3 protein-coding genes are annotated in these 2,737 nt (G+C 66.7%); 1 reads left to right on the forward strand and 2 read right to left on the reverse strand.

Annotated elements, in window-relative coordinates:
• The coding region (locus tag WBF82_RS22345) for a wax ester/triacylglycerol synthase domain-containing protein (protein WP_424385112.1) at nucleotides 1-614 on the reverse strand (614 nt) is incomplete at its 3' end.
• A gap of 114 nt (nucleotides 615-728) precedes the next feature.
• Between WBF82_RS22345 and WBF82_RS22350 the strand changes: the two genes are divergently transcribed.
• Nucleotides 729-2,027 carry a PucR family transcriptional regulator gene (locus WBF82_RS22350; protein WP_424385113.1) on the forward strand — a complete coding sequence of 433 codons (1,299 nt, stop codon included), beginning with the start codon at nucleotides 729-731 and terminating at the stop codon, nucleotides 2,025-2,027.
• 2 nt (nucleotides 2,028-2,029) lie between these two features.
• On the opposite strand, the gene WBF82_RS22355 is transcribed toward WBF82_RS22350, so the two are convergent.
• On the reverse strand, nucleotides 2,030-2,737 hold a 708-nt coding region (locus WBF82_RS22355; RefSeq protein WP_424385114.1), incomplete at its 5' end, for an NAD-dependent epimerase/dehydratase family protein.

Below are 2,737 nucleotides of genomic sequence, written 5' to 3' on the forward strand. Positions count from 1 at the left end.
AGTGTGGTGGGTGCTGCGCGCAACGCACGCAACGGCTGGCGCCACATCCCGACCAGACCACGGCCCAGCATCTCCACTTCGGACGGGAAGCGCTCCGCCACGACCGCAGGCGCCGACTTCAGGTCCCTTCCGGTCGCGGTGTCGTCGAGAAGCAGGCTCATAACTTCCGCGCCGGACACGCCATCGACGGCAGCGTGATGCATCTTCGTCATCACAGCCACGGTGCCGTCCTCCAGACCCTGGATGACGTACAGCTCCCACAGCGGACGCGCCCGATCCAGCTGGCTGCCGATCAGGCGAGATACCAGCTCGGCCAGCTGCCGCTGAGTGCCCGGCGCAGGAAGTGCGGCCTCCCGAACGTGGTACTCGACGTCGAAAGTGCCGTCGTCGACCCAGTACGGGTGGTCGAGGCCGAACGGCACAGGCGCCAGCCGCCAACGGAATGTGGGCAGCAGGTGCATGCGCGCGGTCACCAGTTCACGAACAAGCGCCGCATCCAGCAGCCGTCCCGACGCGGTGTTGGCGTCGAACACCCCCAATATGCTCACGTGGCCTTGAGTGCGGTCGTTTTCCATGGCCAGGAACTGGGCATCGAGGCTTGTTAGTTGTCGCATGAGTCGATCGTCGTCCCCCGTGGCCGCCATCCGCTCGTCTGCTTGCGCCAACATCGGGGGCCGCGGTTGTCGAATATCCACACCGCGGCGAAGTGCAGCGATAGCGTGCAACGCATGCAGCCGGCCTGGGTGGGTGCTCAGGGCGAGACCGAGCGACGCCTGTGGTCGACGGTTCTCCAGAAGGCGGCCGTTGAACTCACGGAACGTGCCCGCGAGATCTCCGATGCGGTCACGGTCTACACGAGCGAGCGGCTGCCCGCGCTGCTCGACAGTACCGAGGCGCTGGAAGCTAACCGGGCCAGCACAGAGGCCAATATCCGCGACTTCGCGGAAGTGCTGCGCTCAGGTGCCGATCCCGTGAAGGCGGTCAAACTCGGCTCCGCGACCCTCGCCTACGCCGTCGACGGCGCCCAACACGGCGTGCCGCTGACCACGCTGACACGCAGCTACCGGCTCGGCCACGCCGCGACGTCTGAACACCTCAAGGCGATTCTCGCCCAGCACGTGGCGGACGCAGAAGAACTGAACGCGGCGAACGACCTGTGTTCAGCGTGGATGTTCGCCTACGTCGACACCGCGCTGTGCCTGGCCGAGGAGGTGTACACCACCGAGCGCGAACGGTGGCTGCGCAGCGCCGCCGCGACCCAGGCCGAGACGATCAGCACCATCCTGTCCGGGCAACCCATCGACGTCGACGTGGCCAGCCGACGGCTACGCCACGAGCTGCGCCGCGTACACGTCGCAGCCGTCGCCTGGGCGGATACCCACGAGGAGGGCCGCAACACCCTTGCCGTGCTCGAAGCCGCCATCCGCGACATCGCCGCCGCAATCGGTAGCCAGCGACCCCTTGTTCAGCCCCTCGGCATTCTGTCGGTTGCCGCATGGATCAGCACCAATAGCGAAGTGCCGTCCAGAGTCCTGGACGAGCTGCGGTTCCGTAGCGCGACAGCACCCGGTGTCCGTGTCGCGATCGGCGAACCCGCCCGCGGCATAGCAGGATTCCGCGCCAGCCATGTTGAGGCGCTCGAAGCCCAACGGATCGCGCGACTGGCCGGCCGGCGCGAGGGCAGCGTCACCCGCTACAACGACATCGCCCTGCGCTCACTCGCCACGGCAGACCTCGACTACGCCCGCACCTTCGTCGCACGCGAACTGGGCCCACTGGCGGGTGCCGATGACACGACCCGCCGACTCGCCGCGACGGTGCGCACCTACCTAGACGAGAACGGCAGCCGCGGCAGAACCGCGAAACGGCTTAGCATTCACGAGAACACGGTCGCCTACCGGCTCCGGCAAGCCGAGGAGCTGCTGGGAAGGTCAGTGGAAAAGCGCACCCTCGAGTTGCGGGTCGCACTAGCCCTTGCCGAACTCGTCGACGAGGCGCCGCCACACTCGACCGCAGGAGCTGAGTAGGACTAGATGGCAGCGGCCAGCGCCTCCAGGGTTTGCGCAGCGGAGTATTTGGGGGCCCACCCCAGGAGGGACTTGGCCTTGCCGGTGTCCATCACTACTGATGTTCGTGCCACGTGAAAGATGCCGGCTTCGGCGGGAAGGAACGGCAGTCGGGCTACCACCGCCGACCCGATGGTAGCGGTAGCGGCGGGCACCCGTACCGGACGTCCGCCCAGCGCCGCCGCGATCTTCGACAGCGATGTCTCGCCGTCCCCTGCGATGTTGTACGCCCCTGGCGGAGCGGGCGTCGTCGCCGCCAATGCGATGGCAGCGGCGACGTCGTCATGATGAACAAGCTGAAGCGGGACACCGGGATCGGGGAACGGCAGCTTCAGAATCGGTATGGCGCGCGTGATTGACCGAAGTGGGGAAGGCAACCGATTCCATGGCATTGAGTCAGCCAGTGCGGTCGCCTTCGGACCGGCGACGATGCACGGACGAAGCACGAACACTTCCAGTGAAGAGCCATCGGTGATTTCGGCGAGTGCGGCTTCGCAGGCCGCCTTCTGCGCGGAGTAGTCGTGCTCCGGTGATCCGCGGGCCGGAACATCTTCGGTGATCGGATCCGGGTTGTCGGAGTAGTAGCCGTAGGCGGCAGCCGATGACGTATAAACCATGCGCGTGACCCGCTCGGCAGCGACGGCCGCCTCGAAGACGATGCGAGTTCCCGC

The sequence above is a fragment of the Mycobacterium sp. genome (assembly GCF_049673265.1).
In the GTDB taxonomy this organism is placed as follows: domain Bacteria; phylum Actinomycetota; class Actinomycetes; order Mycobacteriales; family Mycobacteriaceae; genus Mycobacterium.